20 protein-coding genes are annotated in these 24,969 nt (G+C 72.8%); 10 read left to right on the top strand and 10 right to left on the bottom strand.

The features are described 5' to 3' along the window. The first annotated feature begins 150 nt into the window (after nucleotides 1-150). The gene (locus WME96_RS14730) at nucleotides 151-3,756 is read left to right on the top strand and encodes a protein kinase domain-containing protein (protein WP_437290748.1); all 3,606 of its coding nucleotides are present in this window, start codon (nucleotides 151-153) and stop codon (nucleotides 3,754-3,756) included. A gap of 53 nt (nucleotides 3,757-3,809) precedes the next feature. Here the strand turns inward: WME96_RS14730 and WME96_RS14735 are convergent, their stop codons facing one another. Continuing rightward, on the bottom strand, nucleotides 3,810-5,813 hold the full coding sequence (locus WME96_RS14735) for a PAS domain S-box protein (protein ID WP_437290749.1): 2,004 nt from the start codon (nucleotides 5,811-5,813) through the stop codon (nucleotides 3,810-3,812). Nucleotides 5,814-6,192: 379 nt separating this feature from the next. On the opposite strand from WME96_RS14735, the gene WME96_RS14740 reads away from it, so the two are divergent. Next, nucleotides 6,193-6,885, top strand: a complete 693-nt coding sequence (locus WME96_RS14740) for a hypothetical protein (protein WP_061614700.1) — start codon at nucleotides 6,193-6,195, stop codon at nucleotides 6,883-6,885. 59 nt (nucleotides 6,886-6,944) lie between these two features. Here the strand turns inward: WME96_RS14740 and WME96_RS14745 are convergent, their stop codons facing one another. Beyond that, nucleotides 6,945-10,487, bottom strand: coding sequence for a protein kinase domain-containing protein (locus tag WME96_RS14745; RefSeq protein ID WP_437290750.1), 3,543 nt, complete (start codon nucleotides 10,485-10,487; stop codon nucleotides 6,945-6,947). Nucleotides 10,488-10,613: 126 nt separating this feature from the next. Here WME96_RS14745 and WME96_RS14750 point away from each other — a divergent pair, with 126 nt between their 5' ends. The 4 genes from WME96_RS14750 to WME96_RS14765 all read left to right on the top strand — a co-directional run bounded on the left by WME96_RS14750 (nucleotide 10,614) and on the right by WME96_RS14765 (nucleotide 13,116). Next, complete coding sequence (locus WME96_RS14750; protein WP_061614698.1) at nucleotides 10,614-10,865, top strand: MoaD/ThiS family protein; 252 nt, start codon at nucleotides 10,614-10,616, stop codon at nucleotides 10,863-10,865. Nucleotides 10,866-10,885: 20 nt separating this feature from the next. After that, on the top strand, nucleotides 10,886-12,004 hold the full coding sequence (gene moaA / locus WME96_RS14755; RefSeq protein ID WP_437290751.1) for a GTP 3',8-cyclase MoaA: 1,119 nt from the start codon (nucleotides 10,886-10,888) through the stop codon (nucleotides 12,002-12,004). 102 nt (nucleotides 12,005-12,106) lie between these two features. Beyond that, entirely contained in the window at nucleotides 12,107-12,622 is a 516-nt protein-coding gene (moaC, locus tag WME96_RS14760; RefSeq protein ID WP_061614696.1) for a cyclic pyranopterin monophosphate synthase MoaC, read from the top strand. After that, nucleotides 12,619-13,116, top strand: a complete 498-nt coding sequence (locus tag WME96_RS14765) for a molybdenum cofactor biosynthesis protein MoaE (RefSeq protein ID WP_437290752.1) — start codon at nucleotides 12,619-12,621, stop codon at nucleotides 13,114-13,116. Before moaC ends, WME96_RS14765 begins: the two co-directional genes overlap by 4 nt. Here the strand turns inward: WME96_RS14765 and phoU are convergent. From phoU to WME96_RS14800, 7 genes are all read right to left on the bottom strand, one after another. Beyond that, nucleotides 13,113-13,841: a phosphate signaling complex protein PhoU gene (phoU, locus tag WME96_RS14770; protein ID WP_061614694.1), complete on the bottom strand. Its 729-nt coding sequence runs from the start codon at nucleotides 13,839-13,841 to the stop codon at nucleotides 13,113-13,115. The genes WME96_RS14765 and phoU overlap by 4 nt on opposite strands. A 17-nt stretch (nucleotides 13,842-13,858) precedes the next feature. Further along, complete coding sequence (pstB, locus tag WME96_RS14775) at nucleotides 13,859-14,719, bottom strand: phosphate ABC transporter ATP-binding protein PstB (RefSeq protein ID WP_437290753.1); 861 nt, start codon at nucleotides 14,717-14,719, stop codon at nucleotides 13,859-13,861. Nucleotides 14,720-14,729: 10 nt separating this feature from the next. Then, entirely contained in the window at nucleotides 14,730-15,641 is a 912-nt protein-coding gene (gene pstA, locus WME96_RS14780) for a phosphate ABC transporter permease PstA (protein WP_437290754.1), read from the bottom strand. Then, nucleotides 15,638-16,600 carry a phosphate ABC transporter permease subunit PstC gene (gene pstC, locus WME96_RS14785; protein ID WP_437290755.1) on the bottom strand — a complete coding sequence of 321 codons (963 nt, stop codon included), beginning with the start codon at nucleotides 16,598-16,600 and terminating at the stop codon, nucleotides 15,638-15,640. The genes pstA and pstC overlap by 4 nt, the downstream gene beginning before the upstream one ends. A 100-nt stretch (nucleotides 16,601-16,700) precedes the next feature. Continuing rightward, nucleotides 16,701-17,810 carry a phosphate ABC transporter substrate-binding protein PstS gene (gene pstS / locus WME96_RS14790; protein WP_437290756.1) on the bottom strand — a complete coding sequence of 370 codons (1,110 nt, stop codon included), beginning with the start codon at nucleotides 17,808-17,810 and terminating at the stop codon, nucleotides 16,701-16,703. A 94-nt stretch (nucleotides 17,811-17,904) separates the two neighbouring features. Then, entirely contained in the window at nucleotides 17,905-19,410 is a 1,506-nt protein-coding gene (locus WME96_RS14795) for a HAMP domain-containing sensor histidine kinase (protein WP_437290757.1), read from the bottom strand. Between the two features lie 8 nt (nucleotides 19,411-19,418). Continuing rightward, complete coding sequence (locus WME96_RS14800; protein ID WP_020735531.1) at nucleotides 19,419-20,114, bottom strand: response regulator; 696 nt, start codon at nucleotides 20,112-20,114, stop codon at nucleotides 19,419-19,421. Nucleotides 20,115-20,418: 304 nt separating this feature from the next. Here WME96_RS14800 and ndk point away from each other — a divergent pair, with 304 nt between their 5' ends. The 4 genes from ndk to dapE are packed head-to-tail and all read left to right on the top strand — an operon-like array spanning nucleotide 20,419 to nucleotide 23,748. Then, a complete protein-coding gene (gene ndk / locus WME96_RS14805) occupies nucleotides 20,419-20,853 on the top strand; it encodes a nucleoside-diphosphate kinase (RefSeq protein WP_061611865.1) in 435 nt (144 codons plus the stop codon). Beyond that, nucleotides 20,853-21,731, top strand: coding sequence for a hypothetical protein (locus WME96_RS14810; protein ID WP_437290758.1), 879 nt, complete (start codon nucleotides 20,853-20,855; stop codon nucleotides 21,729-21,731). The genes ndk and WME96_RS14810 overlap by 1 nt, the downstream gene beginning before the upstream one ends. 41 nt (nucleotides 21,732-21,772) lie before the next feature. Next, nucleotides 21,773-22,648, top strand: coding sequence for a 2,3,4,5-tetrahydropyridine-2,6-dicarboxylate N-succinyltransferase (locus WME96_RS14815; RefSeq protein ID WP_437290759.1), 876 nt, complete (start codon nucleotides 21,773-21,775; stop codon nucleotides 22,646-22,648). Then, nucleotides 22,645-23,748, top strand: coding sequence for a succinyl-diaminopimelate desuccinylase (gene dapE / locus WME96_RS14820; protein ID WP_437290760.1), 1,104 nt, complete (start codon nucleotides 22,645-22,647; stop codon nucleotides 23,746-23,748). Before WME96_RS14815 ends, dapE begins: the two co-directional genes overlap by 4 nt. Nucleotides 23,749-23,799: 51 nt before the next feature. On the opposite strand, the gene WME96_RS14825 is transcribed toward dapE, so the two are convergent. Continuing rightward, the gene (locus WME96_RS14825; protein ID WP_437290761.1) at nucleotides 23,800-24,801 is read right to left on the bottom strand and encodes an ATP-binding protein; all 1,002 of its coding nucleotides are present in this window, start codon (nucleotides 24,799-24,801) and stop codon (nucleotides 23,800-23,802) included. Between the last annotated feature and the right edge of the window lie 168 nt (nucleotides 24,802-24,969).

A 24,969-nucleotide genomic window follows, 5' to 3' on the forward strand; every position in this document is an offset into this window, starting at 1 on the left:
CGCTCGTGCCTCCCTCGCGCAGCGAGGGAGGCACGAGCGGCCCTTGCGAGTTCGGCGGGGCCCCACGCGCGCCCCGGCCCCGCACATCCCCTCGACGGCCGCCGCTGCCACCTTGCTCGTGGTTCATCGCAACAGGTAGCCTAGGCAACGATGCAGGCCAGCGACCCGTTCGGCTGGGTAGGGTCGATCATCGACGGCCAGTTCGCCGTCGAGGCGCTGGCGGGCGAGGGAGCCTTCGGTGTCGTCTACCGGGCCCGGCACCTCGGCTTCGACGCGCCCGTCGCCGTCAAATGCCTCAAGATCCCCACGGGCCTGAGCCCCGACCAGCAGGACGGGTTCCTCGCGAAGTTCCGCGAGGAGGCGCGCCTGCTCCACCAGCTCTCGCGCCGGACGATGGGCATCGTCCAGGCGCTCGACATCGGCGCCGCCGCCGCGCCGAGGGGGCCCTGGACCCCGTATATCGTCATGGAGTGGCTCGAGGGCGAGACGCTCGAGCAGGACCTCAAGCGCCGCCGCGCCGAGAACGTCCCGCCGCGGAGCCTCGGCGAGGCGATCAAGCTCCTCGCGCCCGTCGCCTCCGCGCTCGCCGTCGCGCACGACGGGAACGTCTCGCACCGCGACGTCAAGCCGGCCAACCTGTTCCTGCTCGGCGATCGCATGAAGGTGCTCGACTTCGGGCTCGCCAAGGTCTTCTCCGAGACACCGAAGTTCGCCGAGGCGCTCGTCCAGACGGGACGAACGTTCCGCGCCTTCACGCCGCAGTACGGCGCGCCGGAGCAGTTCAGCCCACGGTTCGGCGCCACCGGGCCCTGGACCGACGTCTACGCGATGGCGCTCATCCTGATCGAGGTCGCCAGCGGTCAGCCTGCGCTCTGCGGCGCCGACGTCATCCAGCTCTTCGTCGCGTCGAGCGATGAGGCGATCCGGCCGAGCCTCCGCGCCCGCGGGGTGAACGCGAGCGTCGACGTCGAGGCGGTCCTCGGCCGCGCGCTCGCGATCCACCCGTCGCAGCGGTTCCACAACCTCGGCGAGATGTGGTCCGCCCTGGAGGCCGCCCAGCGCGCGAGCGTCGTCGTTGTCGCGCGCGACACCCTGCGCGCGCCCGCCTTCAGCCCGGGCGCGAGCGACGACGATCCCGACGGGCTGCTCGACTTCGCCGCCGTCCACGTCCCGCCGTTACCCCCGCCGCCGTCGCTGTCGCTGCCGCCGTCGTCGCGGCGGCCGCCGTCGCGGCGGCCACCGTCGCTGCCGCCGCCGTCGCCGCCGCGGTGGGCGCCGGAGAGCAGCGGGGTGAGGGGGACCGTGAGCCCCGATCGCAGCGCGCCGAGGGGGCGGGCCGTCGTGCCGTTCGAGGGCGGAGAGCACCGGATCTGCACCGTCCTCTTCGCCGATCTGTCCGAGGTGACCGCGCTCTCGTCGCGGCTCGATCCCGAGGACGTGAAGGACGTCGTCGACCGCTGCTACCAGGTGCTCGCGGAGCACGTCGAGCAGATGCACGGCGTCGTCGAGCGGCCCATCGGCGGGCGCGTCATGGCCGTCTTCGGCGTCCCCCGCTCGACCGACAACGACGCCGAGCGCGCGATCGTCGCGGCGCTCGGGGCGCAGGCCGCGATCCCGAAGCTCACGCTGCCGCGCGCGGCGCGCTCGGTCCGCCTCTCGGTGCGGATCGGGATCACGACCGGCCGGGCCTTCGTCGGCAGCGGGGGCTCGGCGCGCCAGGACCTCGCCGTCGTCGGCGACGCGGTCGACGGCGCCGCGCGCCTCCAGCAGCTCGCGCCGCGCGGCGCGATCGTGATCGGCCGCGACACCCACCGCCTCGTCCTCGGGCGCTTCAGGATGGAGCCCTTCGAGGGGATCGCCGTCGCGGGCCGCGCCGCGCCCGAGCCCCCCGCGCGCGGCGCGGTGCCGCCGATGTACCGCGTGCTCGGCGAAGGCCCGCTCCACCTCGCGTTCGCGCCGCCCGATTTTCACGGGCTCGCGACGCGCCTCGTCGGGCGCGGCGCGGAGATGCAGCGCCTGTGCGATCTCGTCGAGACCGCCTTCCACGAGCGGCGGCCGCGGCTCGTCACGCTGGTCGGCGCGCCCGGCGTGGGCCGGACGCGGATGCTCGCCGAGCTCGTCGCGGAACTCGGGGGCGGGGCGGAGCGCGGCGGGGCAGCGCGCGGCGGGTCCAGCCCCGAGCACGGCCTCGCCTCCGCGCTGCCCGGGGAGCCGTTCGTCCTGCCGGCGCAGTGTTCGGCGCTCGCGCAGGAGACGAGCTACGGGCTGGCCGGCACGCTGCTGCGCCGGTGGTTCGGGATCCACGAGGCCGATCCGGCCCAGGTCATCCTGCGGAAGCTGCGCCGCGGGCTGCGCTGGCTGCGGCTGCGCGCCGCGCGCTCCCGCGCCCGCGCCGAGCGCGAGGCCGCCGGCGCGGGGGCCCGGGCCGCGCTCGGGGGCGCGTCGCCCGTCGTCACCCGCGCGACGTCCGTCCCCCTGCGCGGGCCGATCAGCTCGACCGTGAGCGGGCGCAGGGGCGCCGGCGCCGTGCAGTACGAGGACGACGACGAGCTCGATCCGTCGCCATCGCTTGCGAGGCCGCTCGGATCGAGCGATCTCGAGGACATCCTCGCCCGGCTGGCGGCCATCCTCGGCGCGCGGCCAGCGCCCGCCGGGCTCCTCGACACCGCGGCGCGCGGCAGCGTCCTGGCGAAGCGCCGGATCGCGTCCGCGCTCGCGCACCTGGTCACGTTCGCGCTCGAGCGGACGCCGATGGTGATCGTCTGCGACGACCTCCAGTGGGCCGACGACGCGACGCTCGATCTGCTCGAGGAGCTCGTGGCGCACGCCGAGGGGCTGCCGCTCTGCGTGGTGTGCGCCGCGCGCCCCGAGCTCTACGAGCGCCGCCCGGACTGGGGCATCGCGAAGGAGGCCTACGTCCGCGTCGACGCGCTCCCGCTCGCGCGGCGGCACACGGAGGAGATGATCCGCGACCGGCTCCGCGCCGTCTCCGAGCTGAGCCCCGACCTCGTGCGCGCGCTCGCCGAGCGCGCCGAGGGCAACCCGCGCACCGTCGAGGAGATGCTCCAGCACCTCGTGGACGCGGGCGCCATCGAGGCCGAGGGGGGCGCGTGGCGCGTGCGCGAGGACGCGCTGGGCACGCTGAGCTTGCCGCCGACGGTGCACGGCGTCGTCCAGGCGCGCCTCGACCGGCTCGACGCCGACGCGCGCGGGCTCCTCGCGCAGGCCGCGGTCGTCGGTCGGACCTTCTGGGAGGGCGCGGTCGAGCGGCTCCGGAACGACGCCCCGCAGGCGCGCTCGCCGATGTCGAGCGAGCGCATCCTCGCGGAGCTCCAGGATCTCGATCCGCCGTTCTCGGTGCGCCACGGCGGCGGCGCGTCCACCGGCGAGCTGCTCGCGCGCCTGTGCGAGCGCCAGCTCATCCGGCTGCGCTCCCCCGCGACGTTCCCGGGCGAGCGCGAGTACGTCTTCGCGGAGCAGGCGACGTGCGAGGTCGCCTACGAGATGCTGAGCCTCAAGATCCGCCGGCGCATCCACCTGCTCGTCGCCGACTGGCTGGAGCTCCGGGCGCCGGGCGACGAGGGCGCCGCGCTGCTCGCCCACCATTACGATCGGGGCGGCGATCTGCGGGCCGCGGCGGCGGCGTACGCCCGCGCCGCGACGTACGCCGCCGCGATCGGCGAGGGCGCCGAGGCGACCCGCCACGCGGCGCGGGCCCGCGAGCTGCGCGAGGAGTTCGAGGCCGACGAGGCGTAGCGCCGGGCCGCGTCGATGCTCGGCGCTCCGCGCGCGCCCTCGCGCTCCGCGCGTCAGCGCTTGCCGTGCCGCAGCCTCGGCAGCCGGGCGCCTGACACGAGCAGCGCGTGGCGCAGGGCGTCCTCCAGCTCGGCGAAGGTCTCGAACGTCCGCGCGTCGCTGCCGAGCTCGACGATCGCCTGCGCGACCCTCGGGGAGATGCCCGAGATGAGGCAGCGGCTGCCGAGCAGGCTCGCGGCGCGGGCGACCTGGAGCAGGTGGTCGACCGTCGGCGCGTCCACGTCCTCCACGCCGGTCAGATCGAGCACGGCGAAGTGGGCCTGCGTGCGGACGATCTCCCCGAGCAGCTTCTCCATGATCTGCGTGGCCCGGCCGCTGTCGAGCGCGCCGATGATCGGCAGCACGAGGACGCCCTCCCACGCCTGGATGATCGGCGTCGAGAGCGCGCGGATCGCCTCCTGCTGCTGGCGCAGGACGCTCGCGGTCCGCTCGCGCTCGGCGTTCTCCTCGGCGAGCATCCGGTTCTTGCCCTCGAGCTCCTCCGCGTACGCCTCGAGGCGCTCGATCGACTGGCGGAGCTGGTCCTCGAGCCGCTTGCGATCGGTCGTGTCCCGCATCGTCACGGCCACGCCGTTCTGGATCGGCACGATCTGATGGTGCACCCAGGCGCCCGGGCGCGACGGCTGACCGGGCGGCGCGGGCAGGAGGACTTCCTCCTCGAGCGGTGCCCCCTTCCGGACGACGCGCAGGCACCTGTCGAGGAGGACGCCGGCCTCCGGCGAGTGACCGAGCTCCGACAGGCGCTGGCCGAGGAGCTCCTCGCGCGGCATCGAGAGCATCGCCGCGGCGCGCGCGTTGAGCCCCGTGATCACGAGATCGGCGACCTCCTCGCGCCCGTCGCGCCGGCAGATCATCGTGAGGAAGGCGTCCATGCTGGCCTCGACGGCCGCGTGGAACCGCGCCTCGCTCTCCCGTCGCTGCTCCTCGGCGCGCCGGCGATCGGTGATGTTCTCCGCGACGATGAGCAGGTTCGTGGCGTCGCCGGCGCCCGGGATCGTGCTGACGTGGTTCGCGTACCACGCCCGCTCGCCGTTCGCCCCGAGCCCGACCACCTCGTAGCGCGCCCGCTCGCCGGTCTGGAGCGCGGTCTGGAGCGCCTGCCTCACCGTGTCGTGGTACTCCGGCGCCGTGAAATCGTAGACGGTCCTGCCGAGGACCTCCTCCTTCCGGACCGCCGGATACAGCCGGTTCACGGAGACGATCCTCGCGTCGTTGTCGGCCACGATCAGGATGTGCGGGATGCCCTCGTACAGGGCGCGCAGCTTCTCCTCGGACTCGCGGAGCGCCAGCTCGGCGCTCTTGCGCCGCGTCACGTCGCGGGCGACGAAGTAGACGAGCCCCTCGTCGAGCGCGAGCATCGCGTTCCACTCGAGCCACCGGTACGAGCCGTCCTTGCAGAGGAAGCGGTTCTCGTAGGTCAGCGTCTGCGCGCCCGTCGAGAACGTATCGGTCTCGGAGAGGGTGCGCGCCCTGTCCTCGGGGTGGATGAAGTCGACGTACGGCCGGCCCATCAGCTCCTGACGGCTGAAGCCGAGCGTGCGCTCCCACGAGGGGCTGAGCTCCTTGAAGCGCCCGTCGAGCGTGGCCGTGCCGAGCATGTCGACGGCGAGCGCGTAGAGCCGCCGCTGCTCCTTGTCCTCCTCGCGAACGACGGCGCGCAGGACGGGCCCGGCGCCGTCGGCGAGGGCGAGCCGCGCGAGCTGCGTATCGGCCTGGACGAAGCCCCCGCCCGGGCGCCGGTAGAGCCAGCGGAACCGCTGCGGCTCGCCGCGGCTCGCCGCCTCGATCTTCTGCTTCAGCCCTTCTGCGGAGGCCTGGCCATCGGGCTGGAGGAGCGGTGACAGATCCGCGAGCTCGCGCCCGAGGAGGCCCTGCGCGGGCCCCGAGAACAGCCGCGTCGCGCTCGGGTTGGCGTCGATCACGCGGCCGTCCTCGAGGAGCAGGAGCGCGTCCTCGGCCGCCTCGAACGCGGCGCGGTGGAGATCACGGTGGCTCATGGCCGACGCCGCCCGCTGTCAGGAGCGCCACGCTGCTGGATTGTCCTCTCGACCTCGATCGCCAATCGGCACCTCGAGCGGCCGCCGTCCCCACCGCTCGGTCGCTGCCGCAACGGCGCATTGTGCAGGAACCCCCGTGAGAGATCGAGATCGATGCGCCGCGCAGCTCGCCCGCGCGCCGGTCGTCGCGCGCTGGTCATGCGCTGTTGGCCGCCTGCCATCTATCTTCCGCCTCTGTCCGTCTGCCGTCCGTCTGCCCCGACGACCCTGTCGCGCGCCCCTCACGCCGCGCGTCGTGGTAGCGTGGGTGTGTGTCGGGGAGGTTTCCTTCTGCACGGCCTGCTGGCGGGGGGCCAGCGCGCGGCGTGAGGGGCGCGCGATGATCTCCGAGGCGTGCGGCCTCTGTGCGTGGCCGGCGAGCCTCGTGGTCGAGGACGTGCAGCGGCACAAGAGCGCGCTCATCGACGTCGCGTTGCAGATGCGCGCCGACGGCAAGGAGCCGCTCGCGCGCGTGGCCTTCCGGGGCGCGCTGTACTGGCAGCGGTGGCTCCTGACGAAGGAGCCTGGCCTCCACGAGGAGGCGCGCGTCGTCTCCGGGCTCGAGTTCGCGCGCGAGGCTGGCGACTGGAAGGAGGCCGATCTGCTCGTCGCGCACGCCGACCGGTCGAGCGCGCTCGCGCAGCTGCCTTTCGTCGAGCACTGGAAGAAGCTTGTCGCGCAGCACTTGCCGGAGCAGGTGAGCGACGAGCACGAGCTCGAGGAGGCGTTCCAGGAGTTCCGCCGTCACCCCAGCGAGCAGGCTGCCGAGGGCGTGCGTCGTTGCGCGACGGCGATCGCGCCGCTCGGCTCGCCGGTCCCGGTGCACACCATCCTCGCGCGTGTCGCGACGGGCCTCGGTCAGACCGACGAGGCCGAGTTCCACCTCGCCGCGCTCGTCGTCTGCCGCCCGCTCTGGATCCCCTACGTCGTCCAGCTCGCCGAGCACCAGGCGAAGCTCGACCTCCCCCGCGCGCTCCGCACGATCGAGGCCGCGCGCCGCCTCTTCGGCCCCGACTTCTGGCTACCGCTGTAGACCTCGCCCCCCGACCGAGGCGCGCCCGCGCACCGCGCATCCCCTCCACGCCGGCCGGTTCAGGCCAGCGCCAGCGTCCTCATCCACCCGTTGATCCGCGCCCCCGCCGGCTTGGGCCACCCCATCCGCGCGAACCGCTCCAGCAGCTGCGGCGTGTGGTCCCCCGTCCGGCTGTCCTTGAAGGACGCCCGCGCCGCGTCGAGCTCCCGCGCCGCCTCGTGGAACCGCCCCTCGTGGTACGCGAGCCACGCGAGCGTCAGGTGCCGGTGCTGCCGCGGCTCGGCCTCGGCGAGCGCCACCGCCTCGCACGCCACGAGGTGCTCCCGCGCCTGCTCCGCGTCCCCGCGGTGCAGCGCGATCTGCGCGAAGAGCAGCCGCGCCTCGACGAGCCCCCAGGGGTCCGCCAGCGTCTCGTAGATCCTGCCGGCCGCGAGCGCGTGGTCCTCGGCGAGCTCCGGCGCGCCCGCGTCGAGCGCCACCATCGAGAGGAGCCGCTCGCACCCCGCCTCGCCGCGCGGGTTCGCGAGATCGCGGAAGCTCTGCCGCGCCGCGAGCGCGCCCGCGCGCGCCGCCTCGAAGTGCCCGAGGCGGTGATCCACGTGCGACAGCGTCAGGTCGCACTGCGCGAGCCCGAGCCGGTAGCCGATCGCGTCGAAGTCGGCCCGCGCCGTCGTGAGCAGCGCCCGCGCCGCCTCGGACAGCGCCCCGGCCTGCTCGACCATGCTCTGGAGGAGCAGGCACTGCGCCCGGCCGAGCCGATCGCCGACCTCCAGGAACCGCGCCTCGCCCGACGCGAGCACCGCCCGCGCGCGGGTGTGCTCGCCGAGCTGGTAGTCGATCTCCCCGAGCAGCACCTCGCACTGCGCCTGCCCGTGGCGGTGGCCGATCTCGTCGAAGATCGCGTGCGCGCGCGCCACGAGCCGCCGCCCCTGCGCCTCCGCGCCGACGTCCGACGCGATGTGCCCGAGCAGGCGCAGGCAGTGCGCCTGGTTCTCCCGATCGCCCGCGTGCTCGAAGATGCGCCGCGCCTCCTCCGCGTCGCGCCGCGCCTCGTCGAGCCGGCCGGCCAGCCGCAGCGCCTCCGACCGGAAGCGGAGCTGCGTCCCGAGCCGCGTCCCGGTCAGGATGGGCCGCGTCTCCACGCCGCCCCGGAGCCCCGGGCGCGAGTCGCTGCCCGGCAGCTTGCCGTCGAGCACCGCGAGATCGCGCAGCGTCGCCGAGATGTCGCGCGAGCTCTGCCAGTGCGCCGCCACGTGCGCGTGCATGAGGTCCGCCGCCTCGTCGGTGTCGCCGGCGCGCAGCAGGTTGACCACCCGGTGCCGGAGGATGCGGCGGCTCGACGCCGCCGGGTGCGCCCCGAGCGCGTCGGCGGCCGCGCGGAAGACGCGCGCCGCGTCCGGCTCGAGGAAGAGCTGCGAGAGGAGGTGCTCCTGGAGCAGCGCGTGCGGCCAGCGCAGCCGGTCGCCCACGGCGAGGAGGATCTGCGCGCGCTGCATCGCCGCGATCGCGCGGTCCGCGGGCACGTCGAGCGCCTCGAGCAGCGCGCGCAGGATCTCGCGCCGGATGTCGCCGCCGAGCGCCGCCGCGGCGCGCGCGCCGCACCGGAGCTCGGCGGGCAGCGCCGCGAGCCGCTCCTCCCAGAGGTCGGCGGTGGTCGACGCCTGCACCGCCATCGACCCGCGCGGCACGAAGTACTTGCCCGCGCGGAGCTGGAGGTGGCCGCCGCCCGCCCACGCGTGCAGGAGCTGCAGCGCGAAGAGCGGGTTGCCCTTGCTCCGCGCCGTCGCCGCCTCGGCCGCCGCGTCGTCGAGCGGCAGCGTCTCGCGGAGCAGCGCGTGCGTCTGCGTCGGGTTCAGCGGGGCGACGTCGAGCCGCTCGCCGCCGTACGCCGCGAGCGCGCCCTCCAGCCGCCGCGCCGCCGCCGGATCGCACTCGACCGCCTCGCTCCGGACGGTCGCCACGACGAGCAGGCCGAGGTTCGGCGCGTCGCGGTGGAGCGTGAGGAGCCCCTCGAACGTCGTCGACGAGGCGTAGTGCAGGTCGTCGAGCCACAGCAGCACCGGCCGATCGCGGCCGATCCGCTCCAGCGTCTTGCGGATGATCAGCCAGCGGAGCTCCGGGCGATCCAAGCGGAAGCGCTTCCCCGTCGGGCCGACCGCCTCGCTGCCGGGGGGCGACGGCTTGATCCACTCGGCGGTCGCGGCGACCCACGTCTTGCCGACCTCGTCCTCGGGCGGGACCTCCCAGAGGTTCATCAGCACCTTCTCGACGATCTCCCGCTCCGCCCGCTCCAGCCGGTAGTGCTGGGTCACCGCGCCGAGCACGCCGTCGAGCGGCGCCGCGATCCGCCGGTAGCGCGCGCGGAGCGGCACCATGAGCGCGCGCTCGTGGACCTCCTCGCAGAGCCACTCGGCCAGCCGGCTCTTGCCGACGCCGGCCTCGCCCGCGAGCAGCACGAACCGGTGCATCGCCTTCGGCGCGTCGACCATCTCGGCCACGACCTCCATGAGGCGCGCCCGCTCGCCGGTGCGCGCCACGAACGGGCTCGGCCGGAGGGCGAGCAGGCCCGTGGTGGTCACGGACGGCGGCGGATCGTCGTCTGGAGGCTCGATCAGCTCGGGCGTGAGCAGCTCCTTGCGGCTGGGGGGCAGCCGGCCGCTCGTCAGGAGCGCGATCGGCAGCGGCGTGGCGGCCACGTTCACGTCGCTGCGCGGCTCGAACCGCTTCCAGACCCGCCGCGCGTCGCCCGCGAAATCGAACCGGTGCCACGGCCGCTTCGCGAGCAGCCGCTTCGCGAACTTCGCGACGTCGGCGGGCACCTCGGGCGGCAGCGGCAGATCCGGGATCGGCGCGCTCCGGTGCTGCTGGAGGAGCTCCTCGTTCGTGCCGTCGTAGACCTCGCCGCCGGCGAGCAGCGCGTAGAGGATGCAGCCGAGCGCGTAGAGATCCGTCGGCGGCCCGACGTGGGGCGCCGCGAAGCGGATCTGCTCGGGCGCCATCCAGCCCGGGGTGCCGGCGCCCCAGCGCACCGTCGGCTCGCTCTCCCGGGAGCCGTCGAGCCGGTGATCGATCCGGTCCTGGATGAGCCAGGCGAGCCCGAGGTCGAGCACGTGCACGATCGGCGGCTCGCCGCCGTGCTGCAGGTCGACGAGGACGTTCGACGGCTTCAGATCGCCGTGGATCACGCCGCGCGCGTGCGCGTGCGCCAGCGCGCCGAGGACCTGGTCGATGGCGCTCCAGATGATCGGCCAGGGCAGGGGGTTCTCGAGCCGCGCGAGGTAGAGCCACTCGTGGAGCGAGCGCCCCGGGACGGCGTCCATCACGAGGTACGGCGTTCCGTTGGTGAGCGCCCCGAAGTCGCGGGCCTTCACGAGCGCCGGGTGCGAGAGCCCGGCGAGCGCGCGGGCCTCCTCCTGGAACCACCAGGCGTCCTCGGGGCGCGCGGCCGTGCCCGGCCGATCGAGCAGCTTCACCGCGACGCGCTCGTCGATCACGAGATCGCGGCAGAGATAGACGACGCCCATGCCGCCGCGACCCAGCTCGCGACGGACCTGATAGCGACCGGCCAGGATGGTGCCCGGTAAAAAGCCTTCTTCGGACATGGCGGAGAGCGGTCCGATGATAGCCGTGCCGGCCGTGCCCGGTAGGCTCATCTCGCCGGGGTGGCTCGGGGGCGCTCGGCCCCAGTTCGTCGTGTCGCGGCAGCGCAGCGATGCTAGCTTCCGGCCATGGATGCTGCCGTTCGCGTGCTCGCGTTCGCCGGCGCGAGAGATGTCCTCGGCGCCGGAGAAGTCGCGCTGCCGCTCGCCGGCCCCTGCACGGCGGCGGAGCTCCTCGACCACGTCTGCGCCCGATATCCTGGGCTCATCCCCTACAAAGGCTCGATCCGGGTCGCGGTGAACGGCGTGTATGCGACGCCGAGCGATCCTGTAGGTTTCGGCGATGAGGTGGCGCTCATCCCACCTGTGGCGGGCGGCTAGGGAGACCCGCGAGGGACGACATGCCTTCTTCGACTGGCCTCGATCCGGCGCCCACATCAGCGGATGCATCGGCCCTGCGGCGGCGCTCGCTGCCGCTCCTCGCGGGGGGCGAGGCGGGGCGCCGCGCCGTCATGATCCCGTACCGCGACGGCGCCGCCGAGGCGCCCGGCGCTCGCGCGGCGCCCCCGCCGCGGAGCGTGCGCGTCTCCGTCACGGACCGGTGCGACTTCGCCTGCACCTACTGCCGCCCGTCGCGCCATGACGGCTACGCCGACGGCCGGCTCATGACGCCCGCCTGGCGCACCATGTTCGAGGCCCTGCGCGACGCCGGCGTCCGGCGGGTCCGCCTGACCGGCGGCGAGCCGCTGCTCCACCCCGACATCGTCTCCATCGTCGCGTGCCTCGCCTCGCTCGGCTTCGACGATCTGGCCCTCACGACGAACGCGTCGCAGCTCGCGCGGCTGGCCGGGCCGCTGCGCGACGCCGGGCTGCACCGCCTGAACGTCTCGATCGACACCCTCGATCCGCAGCGTTTCCGCGAGGTGACGCGCGGCGGTGACCTCGCCCGCGTGCTGGAGGGCCTCGACGCGGCGGTCGCGGCGGGCTTCTCCTCCATCAAGCTGAACACGGTCGTCCTCCGCGGGGTGAACGACGACGAGATCGAGCGCCTCGCGCTGTGGGCCTGGGAGCGGCGGATGATCCCGCGCTTCCTCGAGGTGATGCCGATCGCCGAGGGGGCCAGGCTCGTCGGCGATCACCTCGTCACGGCGGCCGAGATGCGGGCGCGGCTGGCCGAGCACCTCCTGCCGGAGGAGGCGGTCACCGATCCGGGGCTCGGCCCGGCCCGGTACGTCCGGGCCCGCCGCGACCCGTCGCTCCGCGTGGGGTTCATCTCGGGCACGAGCGACACGTTCTGCGAGAGCTGCGACCGCCTGCGCGTCTCGTCGACGGGCGTGCTCCGGCCGTGCCTCGCCACCGACGACGGGGTCGACGCCTCGCGCGAGGCGAGGGCCGGCGATCGGGCGGCGATCCGCCAGCGCCTCGACGAGGCGTGGCGCCTCAAGCCGGACGGCACGGTCTGGAAGGGGTGCACCGAGGAGACGGCGTCCTCGGTGTCGATCCGCGCGATCGGCGGCTGAGTCGGCGGCTGAGGCGGTGTCTTGCGCGCCGGCTGACCGGCGCGGCTCCGGGGCACGGTTCGGCTTCCGGTCCCGCGGCTCGCCGTGTCAGATTCCGGATCGATGTCGCGAACCCCCGAACACCCCGGCGAGGGCCAGGCGCTCTCGACCCACCTCTCCCCGAGCGGCGAGGCCCGCATGGTGCCTGTCGAAGGCAAGCCCGTCACGCACCGCCGCGCGGTCGCGTCGGGCGCCGTGCGCATGCGCCCCGAGACCATCGCGAGGGTCGCGCGCGACGACGCGCCCAAGGGCGACGTGCTGGCCGCGGCGAGGATCGCGGGGATCATGGCGGCGAAGCGCACGCCGGAGCTCATCCCGCTCTGCCACGGCATCGCGCTCACGCACGTCGCGGTCCAGCTCGACGTGGACGAGCCCTCCGCCGCGATCCGCGTGACCGCCGCCGCGGAGGCGCTCGATCGCACCGGCGTCGAGATGGAGGCGATGGTCGCGGTGAGCGCCGCCTGCCTGACGATCTACGACATGCTGAAGGGCATCGACCGCGAGATGGTGATCTCGGAGATCAAGCTCCTCGAGAAGAGCGGGGGCCGCTCCGGCCATTTCCAGAGGAGCGCGCCGTGAGCCGGATCCGCACCGAGCCGCTCCGCCTCGACGAGCTGATCGCCGCCGTGTCCCACCCCGGCGCGGGCGGCATCGCCACGTTCCTCGGCGTCGTTCGCGACGTGAACGACGGCCGGTCCGTCACGCTGCTTGAGTACGAGGCCTACGGCGCGATGGCCGAGGCCGAGCTCGAGCGGATCCTGGCGGAGCTCGCCGCGGAGATCCCCGGCGTGCGCGTCGCCGCGACGCACCGGATCGGCGCGCTCCAGATCGGCGACGTCGCCGTGGCCTGCGCCGCGAGCGCGCCGCACCGGGGCGAGGCCTTCCGCGCGTGCCGCCTGCTCATCGATCGCATCAAGGCGCGCCTGCCGATCTGGAAGCGCGAGCACGGCCCGGACGGGCCTTACTGGGTCGGCTGGGAGGACGCCCGCTGCGGCGGCGAGCACGAGGAGCATCACGGGCACGCGCACGGCCACGGCGGCGGCGCCGCGCCGCCGGGCGGCGTGGGCGCCTAGCGCATCCGCAGGCCTGGCGGCGGCGGCCGCGTGGAGAGCGGATCGTTCTCCTTCAGGCGGTTGTTGTGCCGGATGTCCGTCCCCTTCACGAGGAACACCACCGACTCCGCGATGTTCATCGCGTGATCGGCGATGCGCTCCAGGTACTTCGCGATCGACTGGATGCGCGTGGCCCGGTACACGGTGCTCGGGTCGCGGCTCATCGTGTGGAGCACCTCCTGGAAGATGCGGGCGTAGTGCTCGTCGATCACGTCGTCGCGCGTGAGGAGCTCCTTCGCGCGATCGCAGTCGCGGGCGACCAGCGCGTCGAGCGCCTCGTGCACCACCTCGATCGCCTCGTCGGAGAGGCCCTGCAGCTCCGCCGCCGGCGCGAGCGGCGGCTCCTCGTTGAGCTCTTGCACCCGCTCGCAGACGTTCACCACGAGATCGCCGATGCGCTCCAGGTCGGTGACGATCTTGAGCGCCGTGGTGACGAAGCGCAGGTCGGAGGCGACGGGCTGGCGCGTCGCGAGGATCCTCATGCACAGCTCGTCGACCTCGCACTCCAGGCTGTTGATCCGGCGGTCGAGCCGGATCGTCGCCTTGGCGAGGCCCGTGTCGCGCGTCGCGAGCGCGGTCGAGCCCTTCTGGATCATCTCCTCGACCAGGCTGCCCATCAGCAGCAGCTTCTCTCGCAGCGTCCGTAGCTCGTGCTCGTAGACCTTGCTCGTGTGCGACGTCGGCATGAATCTCCCCGTTCCCCTCAGCCGAACTTACCGGTGACGTAATCTTCGGTCTTGCTTTCCTTGGGGTTGGTGAAGATGGTCTGCGTCCTGTCGAACTCCACCAGATCCCCCATGTAGAAGAAAGCCGTGTAGTCAGAGCACCGCGCGGCCTGCTGCATGTTGTGTGTGACGAGCACGCAAGTATACCGCTGCTTCAGCTCGTCGATGAGCTCTTCGACGCGCGCGGTCGCGATCGGGTCGAGCGCTGAGCACGGCTCGTCGAGCAGGATGACCTCGGGCTCGACGGCGAGCACGCGCGCGATGCAGAGTCGCTGCTGCTGGCCGCCGGAGAGCGAGAGGCCGGACTGGTCGAGCTTGTCCTTCACCTCGTCCCAGAGCGCGACCTGGCGCAGGCACTTCTCGACGAGGCCTGTAGGGTCCTTCACGGAGTTGCCGTTCAGCTTGTGGCCGGCGAGGACGTTCTCGCGGATCGACATGGTGGGAAACGGGTTGGGCTTCTGGAACACCATGCCGACGCGGCGCCGCAGCCGCACCGGGTCGACCGCCTTGTCGTAGATGTTCACGCCGTCGATCATGACGGAGCCCTTCGCCGTGGCCCCGGGCACCTGCTCGTGCATCCGGTTGAGGCAGCGCAGGAAGGTCGACTTGCCACAACCGGACGGCCCGATCACCGCCGTGACGTGGCCATCCGGGATGTCCAACGTGATGTCGTGGATGGCGTGGAATTTGTGGAAATAGGCATTCAGCCGCGTGACGCTGATCTTCGCTGGCGGCGCCTGGGGCTCGGGCTCGACGGAATGGCCGTCGATGCCGTTGGCGTCGAGCCCTCTGCGGCGCTGACTGATCTGTGCATTGTGCGGCGAGTCAAACGAGCTCATCGAGTGCCTTTTAACGCGCTTTGACGCTCCGGGACGTGACGATGCGGGCGAGCAAATTCAGGAAGAACACGATGGCGATCAGCACGAGCGCGCCAGTCCAGGCCTCCTGCTGCCACTTCGCGTAGGGCGATGTCGCGTTGCGCCAGATCTGCACGGGGAGCGAGGCGATCGGGCGATCGACGGCGAAGCTCCAGTACTGGGAGCCGAGCGCGGTGAGGAGCACCGGCGCGGTCTCGCCGGCGATGCGGGCCACGGCGAGCATCACGCCGGTGCCGATGCCGGGAGAGGCCGTGCGGAGCACGACGAGGAGGCTCGTGCGCCACTCCGGGACGCCGAGGGCGAGCGACGCCTCGCGGAGGTGCGCGGGCACGAGCTTGAGCAGCTCCTCCGTCGTGCGGGTCACCGTCGGGAGCATCACGATCGCGAGCGCGATGCCGCCGGCGAGCGCGGAGAACCGCTTCATCGTGACCACGACGAGCGCGTAGATGAACACGCCGATGGTGATCGACGGGACGCCGCCGAGCACGTCCGCGATGAACCGGATGGCGCTCGCGAGCTTGCCCCGGCCGATCTCGGCCAGGTAGATGCCGGCGAGGATGCCTGTCGGGAGCCCGATGCCGGAGCCGATGGCGATCAGGAGGAGCGTGCCGACGACCGCGTTGCCCATGCCGCTCCGCTCGTCGCCGACCGGCTTCGGGAGCTGGGTGAAGAAGTCGAGGGACAGCCCGCTGAGGCCCTTGCTGACGACGTAAATGAAGATGAGGAGCAGCGGGACCAGGACGACGACGGCGCTCGCGGCGCAGAGCCCTTCGAAGAAGTAGCCGCGGGCGCGGCGCAGGCGCTCGCCGGGGGCGGGCGCGAGCAGCGTGCGCCGGGGGGCGCTGGACGGCCTGACGACGGGGGGAGAGGTCGTGCTGCTCATGCGCGTCGCTCCAGCTTGCTCTTCGTCGAGCTCACCAGCCACCGCGCGAAGAGGTTGAGGAGGAGGGCCACCCCGAAGAGGAGCAGCGCGATCTCGGAGAGCGCCGACACGTACATGTCGCTGGTCGCCTCGACGAACTCGTTGGCGATGACGCTCGACATCGAGTACCCGGGGTGGAAGATCGAGGCGCTCACCTTCGGGACGTTGCCGATCAGCATCGTGACCGCCATGGTCTCGCCGAGCGCCCGGTTCAGCCCGAGGATGATGGCCCCGATGATGCCCGAGCGCGCGGACGGCAGGACCGCGTAGCGGATGGTGTCCCACGCGGACGCGCCCAGGCCGACCGCCGCCTCGCGGTGGAGCTGCGGGACCGCCTGCATCACCTCCCGTGACACCGACGTGATCGTGGGGACGATCATGATCGCGAGGATGACGCCCGCGGCGAACATGCCGAAGCCGAGCGGCGGGCCCTCGAAGAGGGGCAAGTAGCCGAAGTACTTGATGAGGACCGGCTCGACGGTGTCCCGGAGCCAGGGTCGAAGCACCGCGATGCCCCAGAACCCGTAGACGACGCTCGGGATCGCCGCGAGCAGCTCGACCAGGAAGCCGAGCGGCTTGCGGATCCGGTGGGGCGCCAGATCCGAGAGGAAGATCGCGAGCCCGAGCGAGACGGGGACCGCGAGCGCGATGGCGATCAGCGACGTGACGACCGTGCCGTAGATGAACGGCAGCGCGCCGAACTGCTCGCGCGCGGGGTCCCACACCATCCCGGTGAGGAACCCGAGGCCGAACTTGTCGATCGAGAGCCGCGATGACCGGACGAGCTCCAGCACCATCAGCAGGGGCACCGCGAGCACCGTCAGGCCGAACACCGTCAGGATCGCGCGGAACGCTCGGTCTGCGCCGCGCGCCCCGCCCACCGCGTCGCCTCCTGTCATCGACGGGGCAGCTTGTTGCATCGGGACTTCTACCGTGCTCATGACCTACCTGCGCGCACCGCGGCGGCGACGCCCGGCGGAACCGCCGCTCGCGCCGCGCGCGGGCCTTCCTTCGGGGTTACTACGGGGCGAGCAGCGGCTTGCCGTCGGGGCCCACCAGCGCGGCGAGCTTCGCGTTGACCTTCTCCACGACGGCCGTGGGCAGCGGCGCATAGTGGAGATCGTTGGTGAACTTCTGGCCGTCCTGCATCGCCCATTTCATGAACCGGGCCAGCACCTTCCCCTTCGCGAGATCCTTCTGCTCCTGGTACGCGAGGATGTAGGTGAAGCCGGCGATGGGATACGCGTCCTCCCCTTCGGCGTCCACGAGCGAGATCCGCAGATCGTCGGGCATCCTGGCGGCGGCGCCGGCGCCCGCGGCGGTCGTGCTCTCGAGCGACGGGGAAACGAACTTCCCGCTCTTGTTCCTGAGCGACGCGAACGTGAGCTTGTTCTGCATCGCGTACGCGAGCTCGATGTAGCCGATGGAGGCGGGCGTGCTGGAGATGAGGGCCGAGACCCCGTCGTTGCCCTTCGCGCCGAGGCCACCCGGCCAGTTGACGCTGGTCCCGGTCCCGGGGCCGCTCTTCCACTCCGGGCTGACCGCGCTCAGGTAGTCGACGAAGATCTTGGTGGTGCCGCTGCCGTCCGAGCGGTGGACCGTCGCGATGTCCTTCTCGGGGAGCTTCACGTCCGGGTTCTCCTTCTGGATGGCCGGGTCGTTCCACTTCTTGATCTTGCCGAGGAAGATGTGCGCGGCGGCGTCCGGCGTGAGCTTCAGGCCCGACGGGATGCCCTCGAGGTTATAGGTCAGCACGACCGCGCCGAGGCACGTCGGCAGGTGGAGGATGCCGGCCGCCTTCGCGAGCTGCTCCTCGGTCATCGGCGCGTCGGTGGCGCCGAAGTCGACGGTCCGCTCGGTGATCTGCCGGATCCCGCCCCCGGAGCCGATCGACTGGTAGTTGATCTTGACCTTCGAGTTCGCCTTCTGGAACTCGGAGATCCACTTCGTGTAAAGCGGGTACGGGAACGTCGCGCCCGCGCCCGTCAGCGTGATCTCCCCATCGGCGGTCGGCTGCGGTCCGGCGCTCTTGTTCGAGCCGGGGAGAGAGCCGGTGTCCTGCGGGGCATCGGAGCGACCGCACGCCGCGGTCACGGTCAACATCGCGAGGGTGAGCAGAGTTCGAGTCATGCAGCCTCAGGCGTAGTCGAGCTCTGTGACAGCCGCGTGACAGCAGGGTGGAACAGAGAGCACCGCTCTTTCCCGGCTTTGCAAGTTTGCAAGGTCACGCAGCGCGCGCGAGGCGGACGGTGAACTGGGTGCCGCGGCCGATGGCGCTCTCGACCTCGATCGAGCCGTTCATCAGCTCGACCAGGTGCTTGACGATGGCGAGGCCGAGCCCTGTGCCGCCGAGGTCGCGCGAGCGGCCGGCGTCCACGCGGTAGAACCGCTCGAAGATGCGGCCCAGGTGGTGAGGAGGGATGCCGGGGCCGTCGTCGGCCACCGCGATCGTCACCTGCTGGTCGACCGACCGCGCCTTCACCTGGACGTGGGCACCTTCGCCGGCGTACTTGATGGCGTTGTCGAGCAGGTTCATGAGCACCTGCTCGAGCGCGCGGCGATCGCACCGCGCGGGCGGGAGGGCGGCGGCGTCGACCGTCACGGTGACCCGGCGCCGGCGCGCCGACTCGCCGAGCAGGTGCGTCACGTGCTCGATGGCGGGGGCGACGTCGAGCTCCGACAGCGAGATGCGGAAGTTCTTCGCCTCGATCTTCGAGAGATCGAGCAGGTCGTCGACGAGGTGGCGGAGGCGCTTCGCGTGCCGGTCGATCACGTCGACGAACTCGGCCGCCTCGTGGGGGTCCTGGAGCGCGCCGAGCTGCAGCGTCTCGGCGGCGGTGCTGATCGCGGTGACCGGGGTCCGCAGCTCGTGGGACACGTTGGCGACGAAGTCGGTCCGGATCGTCTCCAGCCGGCGAAGATCGGTGACGTCGTGGAACACCGCGATGAGCCCCGGCTCGGCCGAGCCCCCGTCGTGGTCCGCGCCGCGCGCGTCGTGCCCTTCGCGTGCGTCGCGCGCGTCACGTCCGAGCGCCGCCGGGCTCTTCCGGCGCGAAACGCGCACGAGCAGCCGCCTGGGCAGCGTCCGCCCGAGCTCCACCTCGACGTCGACCGGCTCGTCCCGCCTGCCGGCGAGCTGGATCGCCTCGGTCAGCCGCGCGTTGCGGATCGCCTCGATCACCGATCGGCCGAGCGCGTCCTCGCCGAGCGGGGCCATCGCGCGCAGCGCCCGGTTGGCGAGGAGGATGCGCCCGTCGCGATCGAGCACGAGCACGCCCTCGCTCATGCCGTCGAGGATGCCCGCGAGCAGGTCGCGCTCCGTCCGGGCCTCGGCGATGGATCGGGAGAGCTCGCTCGTGAGGTGGTTCAGCGCGTGCGCGAGCTGGCGGAGCTCGCCCGAGCCGCGCAGGGGCGCGCGCGTCGACAGGTCGCCCTCGGACATGGCGAGCGCGAAGCGGGTCAGCCTCCGGATCGGGCGCGTGATGAAGAACGTGGTGGCGGCGCCGACCGAGATGGCGACGACGATCACGGCGCCCATGCCGATCAGCAGGGTGCGCCGCGAGCGCCATACGGCCGCGTCTACGGCGGCGCGCGGGCTGTGCTCCGCGACCAGCGCCGCCTCCATGTCGCGCGCGGCGAGGCGCTCGATCGGGACGCCCGCGACGACGAGGACGAGCACCGTCGCCGCCACGAGCTTCGCGCCGATGCCGAGCCGCCGCAGCGCGCGCATGGCGCTCCCTACGCGGCCTCGGGCTCGGCGCGGAACCGGTAGCCGACGCCGCGCACGGTCTCGATGTAGTCGCCGGCGGCCCCGAGCTTCTCGCGGACGCGCTTCACGTGGGTGTCGACGTTGCGCGCGGTGACGTCGACGTGCGACCCCCACACCTCGTCCAGCAGGAGGTCGCGCGAGAGCACGCGGCCGCGGCGATCGTAGAGCATCATGAGCAGGCGGAACTCGAGCGCCGTCAGCGCGATCTCGTTCTCCTGCACCCAGGCCCGGTGCGCGGCCCGATCGACCCGCAGGATCCCGAAGTCGAACTTCTCCGGGGCGGACGTGGGGCTCTCCGACCGCTTCAGGATCGCCCGGGCGCGCAGGATGAGCTCCCGCACGCTGAACGGCTTGACCACGTAGTCGTCGGCGCCGAGCTCGAAGCCGACGATCCGGTCGATCTCCTCGCCCTTGGCCGTGACCATGATGACGGGGACCGCCGAGGTCTGCGGGTTCTGCTTGAGGCGGCGGCAGATCTCGGTGCCCGACATGTCCGGGAGCATCAGGTCGAGCAGGACGAGGTCGAACCGCTCCTCCTTGACGGCCCGGAGCGCCGTCTCGCCGCTCCCGGCGGAGACCACATCAAACCCAGCCTGACGAAAGTTATAAGTAAGGACGCGCTGAAGGTCGCGCTCGTCCTCGACGATGAGCACGTGGCTCGGCATGGCCGATGGGTGTAGCAGCGCATTGTGTCAGCTTGATGGCGATCGCGCGTGCCGCGCGTCGCCGCCGCGAGACGGTATTTCATCGAGCAGCAGGCAAAGAGAGAGGGCGAGGAGAGGCGCGCGGGAGAGGAGAGCGGGCGAGTCGAGGGCGGGCGCAGGGAGCCGCCGGCGGCGCGCGGCTGCGGACGAACGGAAACGACGGGATGGCGGCGGCGCGCCGGGAGCGCAGCGACGCGGCCGTCGCCCTGGCGGCGGCGCGCGTGGCGCTTGCAAATCTCAGAGTTTTCGCCTAACTGGGCCGCCCATGGCCCTCGAGCGAACCCTCTCAATCATCAAGCCTGATGCGATGGAAAAGAACACGGCCGGCGCGATCATCGCCCGCCTCGAGCAGGAGGGCTTCACGGTCAAAGCGATGAAGCGGATCCACCTCACCCGCGCGGAGGCGGAGGGCTTCTACGCCGAGCACCGCGGGCGCGGCTTCTTCGGCGAGCTCGTGGAGTTCATGTCGCGCAGCCCCATCCTGGTGATGGCGCTCGAGCGCGAGGACGCGGTCGCGAAGTACCGCGAGGTCATCGGCGCGACCGACCCGGCGAAGGCGGCGGAGGGGACGATCCGCAAGCTGTTCGGGGCGAGCGTGGGCGAGAACGCGGTCCACGGCTCGGACAAGACGTCGACCGCTGCGCGGGAGATCGCCTACTTCTTCGCGGGTTACGAGGTCGCTCCGAGCGCGACGGCCTGATGCTCGGCGAGCGGCTCGCGGCTGCGCTCGGCGCGGCGCGCGACGGCGCTGCAGGCATCGAGAGCTTCGCGCACCTGCTCGGCTCGCGCCGCGTCGGGCCGCGCGGGGTCGCCCTCGCGCTGACCGAGGTGTGCGAGGGGTGCGCGGCGCTCCTCGCCGCGCTCGACAGCCTCTCCGCCGCGGTCCGCGACGGCTTCGTCGAGGCGGGCGACGCCGCGGCGGCCGACGCCGCGTGCGCGGCGCTCGGCCACGCCAGCGTCGAGGTCGCGCGCCTCACCGACGAGCTGTCGCGCGCCTCGGCGGGCGCCGCGCCGGGGCGGGCCCAGGCGCGCGGCCGCGGGGAGCGCGGCGGCTCCGAGCGCGGCATCGACGCGCGGCAGCGGCTCGCGCTCGAGTCGTCGGTCCGAAGGGCGGCCCGCGAGCTGAGCGGCTCGCTGCGCCTGTCGGAGCTCGTGATGGCGACCCTCGAGCTGCGACCGACGCCGCTCGACCTCATCGACGTGCTCCGAAACTGGAGCGCGACGCCGGCCGAGGGGCGGCCCGTCATCGCCATCTCGGTCGCCTCGTCGGACGGCCGCGCCAACGAGGTGGAGGGCGACGTGCGCGCGGTGAGCGGGCTCATGGAGCTCGCCGTCGGCATGGTCGGCGCCGCCGGCGTCGCGAGCCCTCACCTCGCCGTGTCTCGCCTCCCGGACGGGCGCTCGACGGTGCGCATCGCGGAGCGGAGCCCGCGCGAGGCGGCGACGTCGGTCGCGCTCGACGTGGTGGTGCGCGACGGCGGCGAGCGCGCCGTCGCCGTGGCTCGCGTCGTCGCGCGGCGCGCGCGCATCGAGCTCGCCGAGGCTGCCGGCGGCCGCGTCGTCACGATGACGTTCTGACGCGGTGCCGGTGGTGGCGCGGCCGTGCTAAAGGCGGCGCCATGGTCACCGACGAATCCTTGAAGTCCCTCGTTGAGGCGGCGTTCCGCGACCGCGAGCTCCTGCGCTCGCCCGCGCACGAGGCCGCGGTCCTCCGCACGATCGAGTGCCTCGATCAAGGCCTGCTCCGCGTCGCCGAGCGCGACGCCAGCCCGCAGGCGGGCGGCGAGGGCGCGGCGCCCGCGGGCGAGGACGCGCCGCACCGGTGGGTGACGCACGCGTGGATCAAGGAGGCGATCCTTCTCTACTTCGCGCTCCGCGGCATGAGCGTGATGGAGGCCGGCCCCCTCGAGTTCTACGACAAGATCCCGCTCAAGCGGGGGCTCGACAAGGCGGGCGTGCGCGTGGTGCCGCCGGGGGCGGTGCGCTACGGCGCGTTCCTCGAGCAGGGCGCGATCGTGATGCCCGGCTACGTGAACATCGGCGCGTGGGTCGGCTCGGGGTCGATGGTCGACACGTGGGCGACGGTCGGGAGCTGCGCGCAGATCGGGCGAGGGGTCCACCTCGCCGGGGGCGTCGGCATCGGCGGCGTGCTCGAGCCGCCCGGCGCTCGGCCGGTGATCATCGAGGACGGCGTCTTCGTGGGCTCCCGGGTCATCGTCGTCGAGGGCGTCGTGGTCGAGGAGGAGGCGGTGCTCGGCGCCGGCGTGGTGCTCACCGCGTCGACGGCGATCCTCGACGTCACGGGGCCCGAGGTCGTCGAGCACCGCGGCCGGGTGCCGGCGCGCAGCGTGGTGATCCCGGGGATGCGGCCGAAGCGCTTCCCTGCGGGGGAGTTCTCGATCCCGTGCGCGCTCATCATCGGCAAGCGGAGCGAGGCGACGGACCGCAAGGTGTCGCTGAACGCGGCGCTGCGCGACTTCGCGGTGCCGGTGTGAACACGCTGCCCGACCAGGACGCGGCGGCCGAGGCGGCCCTCGCGGACACGCTGCTCTGGCTGTGCTCCGTCCCGTCGCCCATCGGCGAGGAGCAGGCGCTGTGCTCGGAGGTGGCGGAGCGGCTCGGGCGGGCTCGGCTCGCCGCGCCGGTGCGCCGCCACGGCGACTCGCTGGTGGTGCAGGTGACGCAGGGCACCGGCGGCCCGAAGATCGCGCTGGCCGGGCACCTCGACGTGGTGCGCACCTCCCACGACGGGCCGCCGCGCATCGAGGGGGATCGCCTCTACGGCCCCGGCGCGAGCGACATGAAGTCGGGCCTCGCGCTGATGCTCGACCTCGCCGAGGGCGAGCGGCAGGACATCGCCGGGGTCGATCTGACGCTCGTTTTCTACGCCCGGGAGGAGGGCCCGTATCTCGAGAACGAGCTCGCGCTGGTGATCGAGCGCGAGCCGGGTCTCCGCGCGCTCGACCTCGCGGTGTGCCTCGAGCCGAGCGACAACAAGCTGAGCCTCGGCGCGAGCGGCTCGCTCCACGCGGGGCTGACGTTCCGGGGGCGTACGGCGCACAGCGCGCGGCCGTGGCAGGGGGAGAACGCCATCTACAAGGCGGGCCCGTTCCTGGTCGAGCTCGCCGCCCTCGCGCCGCGCGAGGTCGAGATCGACGGCTTCGTCTACCGGGCGGTGACGACGGCGACGATGGCGCAGGGCGGGCGCGGGCGGAACGTCGTGCCCGACGAGTTCACGATGAACCTGAACCACCGCTTCCCCCCAGGGACGTCGATCCAGGAGGCGCAGCGAACGATCGAGGCGCTCGTGGCCGGCCGCGCCGAGATCGCCTGGCGCGATCTCAGCCCCTCGGCGCTGCCGCACGCGTCGCACCCGCTCGTCGTGGCGCTGCGCGAGGCCGGCGTCGCCGCGGTCGAGCCGAAGCAGGCGTGGACCGACGTGGCGCGCTTCGCGGAGCTCGGCGTGCCCGCGGTGAACTTCGGCCCCGGCGAGAACGCCCAGGCGCACCAGCGCAACGAGTGGGCGTCGCTGCGAAAGCTGTATGAGGGCCGCGCGATCCTTCGCCGCTGGCTCTCGGCCTTCAAGCCGGCCTGACGGCGCGCGCCCCTCGCCGGCGCGGGCGGCTCTCCAGCGCCCGCCGCGCGGCTACGCGCGCTCTGCCTCGGCGGAGCGCACCGAGAGCCCGGCGGCCGGGATGGTGAAGAAGAACGTGCTGCCGTGGCCGGGCGAGCTCTCGACCCAGATCGTGCCGCCGTGGGCCTCCACGATGCCCTTCGTGACGAACGCCGCGAGGCCCATCCCCTGACCCATGGGCCTCCGGGCCGGCGCGTGGCGCGCGAAGAGCAGCGGCTGCAGCTCCGACGGGATCCCGGGGCCGGTGTCGGAGATCGAGAACCGCGCGTCGGTGCCTGATATCTCTGCGCGCACCGTGATGCGCCCGCCCTTCGGCGTGAAGCGCAGGGCGTTGCCGAGCAGGTTGGCGAGCACCTGGACGATGCGGTCGCGGTCGCACGCGATGGGAGGCACGTCGTGCGGCAGCTCCTTCGCGATCTCGAGCGGCTTCAGCGCGACCGTCGGCGCGACGAGCTCGATCGCCCGGTCGAGGATGGGCTCGACCTCGTGCGCGCCCTTGCCGATCTTCAGCGAACCGCTCTCGATGCTCATCGCGTCCACGAGGTCCTGCGCGAGCTGGTTGATCTCGTCCGCCGCGCGGGTGATCGCCTCGAGCTGCCTACGCCCCGGGCCGTCCTGAGGGATCGACCGCAGCAGCATGCGAGCGCTCACGACGATGACGCTCAGCGAGTTCCTGAGGTCATGAGAGATGGTGGACACGGTCTCGCGGAGCATGCGCTCCGCCGCCTCCGCGCGGCGCTCCAGCCGCTGGCACTGCTCCTCGATCCGCTCGCGCTCTGCCGCGTCGCCCCGTGAAGCGTGTCGCTCCGAGTCCACCTTCGATCGCCTGGGCACCCTGGCGCGCAGGGTAGCCGGTCCTGCCGATCGAGGCCCGCTCGCCGCGGCGGACGTCGAGCCCCTCTTCGGCGCGCGCAGGGGCACCGCCGAGGCGCGGCCGCGGAGCGTGCGCCCGTGCGCTGAATCCGCGCCGTCCGTCGCGTTCTTCCCGGTTTTTTTTCTGGTCACCCCCGCCATCCTTGTTCCCTCTTGTCTCTCAAGCGATCAGTTAGCCAGAAAGACTGTGCTCGGAATAGTCAGGTGGTGCCTCAGTCAAGTCCTGGCAACGCGGGAGCACACGTGGGTGTTTCGCGGTCTCGCTGGTCACGCGGTCGCGTGGATCTCGCCAGTTCTTGCCTGTCCTGT

The sequence above is a fragment of the Sorangium sp. So ce406 genome, assembly GCF_051474675.1.
Lineage (GTDB): Bacteria > Myxococcota_A > Polyangia > Polyangiales > Polyangiaceae > Sorangium > Sorangium cellulosum_G.

Excerpts from the sequence above, each read along its gene's own strand:
- WME96_RS14730 (WP_437290748.1), top strand. The coding sequence starts at position 151 with ATGCAGGCCAGCGACCCGTTCGGCTGGGTAGGGTCGATCATCGACGGC.
- WME96_RS14735 (WP_437290749.1), bottom strand. The coding sequence starts at position 5,813 with ATGAGCCACCGTGATCTCCACCGCGCCGCGTTCGAGGCGGCCGAGGAC.
- WME96_RS14740 (WP_061614700.1), top strand. The coding sequence starts at position 6,193 with ATGATCTCCGAGGCGTGCGGCCTCTGTGCGTGGCCGGCGAGCCTCGTG.
- WME96_RS14745 (WP_437290750.1), bottom strand. The coding sequence starts at position 10,487 with ATGTCCGAAGAAGGCTTTTTACCGGGCACCATCCTGGCCGGTCGCTAT.
- WME96_RS14750 (WP_061614698.1), top strand. The coding sequence starts at position 10,614 with ATGGATGCTGCCGTTCGCGTGCTCGCGTTCGCCGGCGCGAGAGATGTC.
- moaA (WP_437290751.1), top strand. The coding sequence starts at position 10,886 with ATGCCTTCTTCGACTGGCCTCGATCCGGCGCCCACATCAGCGGATGCA.
- moaC (WP_061614696.1), top strand. The coding sequence starts at position 12,107 with ATGTCGCGAACCCCCGAACACCCCGGCGAGGGCCAGGCGCTCTCGACC.
- phoU (WP_061614694.1), bottom strand. The coding sequence starts at position 13,841 with ATGCCGACGTCGCACACGAGCAAGGTCTACGAGCACGAGCTACGGACG.
- pstB (WP_437290753.1), bottom strand. The coding sequence starts at position 14,719 with ATGAGCTCGTTTGACTCGCCGCACAATGCACAGATCAGTCAGCGCCGC.
- pstA (WP_437290754.1), bottom strand. The coding sequence starts at position 15,641 with ATGAGCAGCACGACCTCTCCCCCCGTCGTCAGGCCGTCCAGCGCCCCC.
- pstC (WP_437290755.1), bottom strand. The coding sequence starts at position 16,600 with ATGCAACAAGCTGCCCCGTCGATGACAGGAGGCGACGCGGTGGGCGGG.
- pstS (WP_437290756.1), bottom strand. The coding sequence starts at position 17,810 with ATGACTCGAACTCTGCTCACCCTCGCGATGTTGACCGTGACCGCGGCG.
- WME96_RS14795 (WP_437290757.1), bottom strand. The coding sequence starts at position 19,410 with ATGCGCGCGCTGCGGCGGCTCGGCATCGGCGCGAAGCTCGTGGCGGCG.
- WME96_RS14800 (WP_020735531.1), bottom strand. The coding sequence starts at position 20,114 with ATGCCGAGCCACGTGCTCATCGTCGAGGACGAGCGCGACCTTCAGCGC.
- ndk (WP_061611865.1), top strand. The coding sequence starts at position 20,419 with ATGGCCCTCGAGCGAACCCTCTCAATCATCAAGCCTGATGCGATGGAA.
- WME96_RS14810 (WP_437290758.1), top strand. The coding sequence starts at position 20,853 with ATGCTCGGCGAGCGGCTCGCGGCTGCGCTCGGCGCGGCGCGCGACGGC.
- WME96_RS14815 (WP_437290759.1), top strand. The coding sequence starts at position 21,773 with ATGGTCACCGACGAATCCTTGAAGTCCCTCGTTGAGGCGGCGTTCCGC.
- WME96_RS14825 (WP_437290761.1), bottom strand. The coding sequence starts at position 24,801 with ATGGCGGGGGTGACCAGAAAAAAAACCGGGAAGAACGCGACGGACGGC.